The sequence below is a fragment of the Actinotignum sp. usb-actsch-rep-73 genome, from assembly GCF_059082735.1.
In genome coordinates, this window is record NZ_JBHNPV010000018.1 from 1 (window position 1) to 2,293 (window position 2,293).

3 protein-coding genes are annotated in these 2,293 nt (G+C 53.1%); 2 read left to right on the plus strand and 1 reads right to left on the minus strand.

The genetic code is table 11. The features are described from left to right. Positions 1 to 11: 11 nt before the first annotated feature. Positions 12 to 425: a hypothetical protein gene (locus tag AC5RE1_RS01040; protein ID WP_493938213.1), complete on the minus strand. Its 414-nt coding sequence runs from the start codon at positions 423 to 425 to the stop codon at positions 12 to 14. A gap of 231 nt (positions 426 to 656) precedes the next feature. Between AC5RE1_RS01040 and AC5RE1_RS01045 the strand changes: the two genes are divergently transcribed. Both AC5RE1_RS01045 and AC5RE1_RS01050 read left to right on the plus strand, forming a co-directional pair. Then, positions 657 to 1,439, plus strand: coding sequence for an NADPH-dependent oxidoreductase (locus AC5RE1_RS01045; protein ID WP_493938214.1), 783 nt, complete (start codon positions 657 to 659; stop codon positions 1,437 to 1,439). A gap of 91 nt (positions 1,440 to 1,530) precedes the next feature. Then, positions 1,531 to 2,265 (plus strand): hypothetical protein, encoded by a 735-nt coding sequence (locus AC5RE1_RS01050; protein WP_493938215.1) that lies wholly within the window; start codon positions 1,531 to 1,533, stop codon positions 2,263 to 2,265. Positions 2,266 to 2,293: the final 28 nt, after the last annotated feature.

Consider the following 2,293-nt stretch of genomic DNA (forward strand, 5'->3'; position numbering starts at 1 on the left):
AGGTGAGCGACTCAGCGAGCGCCCGGAGTAACCGACAGGTCGAAGGTGATGGTTTCACCCTCGGGGGAGGTCAGTGTTGCGGTCGTGTCGCCTTCAGCCAGAGGCTTGATCATCGGGGCATCGGAATCGGTGCCGGCAACAAACTCTGCGATCGACGCGTCTTCAACGGTGCCGGTCCAGTGTGCGGCAGCTGCCTGATCAACCTTGAGAATCAGGACGCGCTTGATCGGAAGAGTCACCAGCGCACCGGAAATGGTTGCGGGATCCTTTTCGATGGTCAGCATCTGGGTCGACGCGGAAGCGGACTGAGACGTTGCAACGGAACCCGAAGAATCGGCGGTCTCGGTTGAAGCTGACGAGCAACCTGCAAGAAGAGCGGTTGCGAGAGCAATTGTGCACAGAGAAATAGAGGTTTTCTTCATCATCTTTCAATCATACGGGTGCATTATTCTTGAAAATCCGCAGAGGTCACGTTTGAGTCCCATTTTAAACGTGACCTTTCATTCATCATTGCCAAGACCTAAAGATTAAGGAAAGACCAGTAAAATCAGGCGAAAAGTGTCGGAATAGATTTGACCTGCATCGTGCGTGTATCACCCGATCATCGTCGAAAGCGTAGATGCTTTGTAAGAGCCTCGAAGAACATGGAGAAGGACATGGCTGATCTGAATACCCGCCCATCAGCACCCATCGAAAACGACACGATCGCCACTCAGCTTGGGCACCGGACAATCCGAGCTTTCACTGGCAAGGCGCTTACCGAAGAAGAACTGACAACACTGTTTGAGGTTGCACGTCAGACTGCCTCTTCTTCATTCCTTCAGCAGTGCACCATCCTGCGGATCACGGATCCTGAGGTTCGTGAGAAGCTTCATCAGGCTTCCGGACAGCCATATGTTGGTGGCACGAAAGGCGAGCTTCTGGTTTTTGTCGCTGATCAGTACCGCAATGCGCGAATTCGCGAAGAAGCGGGGATCGAAGACACCCCACTTCACACGGTCAACTTGTTTCTCACCGCCCTTCACGATGCTCTGCTCAGCGCGCAAAACGTTGTTGTCGCTGCTGAATCGATGGGCTTGGGAACGTGCTACCTCGGCTCAATTCACGCGAATCCGGAACTGGTTATCGAGGCCCTTAACCTGCCGAAGCTAACCTTCCCTGTCCTCGGCTTACTCATTGGCCACCCCGACCAGTCGCCTCAGTACAAGCCTCGCCTGCCCCTGTCGGTCACGGTCGCCGATAACACGTATCCGTGCTTGGACTCGTATGAAGAAGCTTTGGGTGAATACGACCAGAGGATCACCGAGTACTACGACCTGCGTGATACGTCCAAGCGCGCCGAGTCATTTTCTACTCTCGTACGTACCAAAGTTGGTATCGGCGGTGCACATGTTTCAGACATTCTGAGAGTTATCCACAAGCAGGGGTTTGACCTCTAAACAAAAACCATTGTTTCGACTACATTCAATCTCAACAGATTTGATGTAAGCGCAACGCAACACCTGAAGCAATTCGGGGGCGCTTCATTCAATGACATCGAATGAGATAAACAACGGTAGTTTCTCGTACAACAATGCGGGTGACACAACGACCTTGAGGATGTGCGACATGGAAGGCTTCGCCTACGGATTCTCGACCTACGTTTTTATCGAGCGAAACTCAGCCAACTCGGCAGTACTTCATCCCTATCCGGAAACCAAGATTGAAGCAGTCCGAGATGCGTTGGATGATGCTGGCTACGATATGGAGATTCTCGGCAAGGGAGATATCAACACTGGGCGCGAGCGCGCTGGTGAGGGCATCTACTTCACCGAACAGCCTTTCCCTGACGAGGTCCTCGGTGACTTGGCAGACGCTCTGATTGTTCGTGGTTTCGGTGCCTTTGCGTACTCGTTGATTGAATCCTCCTTCGATTCGGGCGCGAAGATCTCGCTCTTTACCCGCATGGGGAAGAACATTGTCGAGGCCGGCAATCGTGTGATTATGACCCACATGTATATCGGCGAGATCGAAGGTAGGAAGGAAGCGCGTACCTGGTTTTTCGGTTCTCCGACCGATTTGGCTGAAGCTGAAATGCTGTTACTGTCTCGTTTTTCCACTCAGCCGGTACATGACGTTCACGGCATGGCGGCAATTGAGATCGTGCACGCGGACTACTCACAGGGCTTCCTGTCCCACACCGAATTGATGAGCGCGATGCTGAATGTGCTTGGCAAGTCCGGGTATAACGGACCCGCGTTCGTCACCGATTCGTCCATCATCTAGCGGGGGTTATGGGCTCTCGCCCAACACA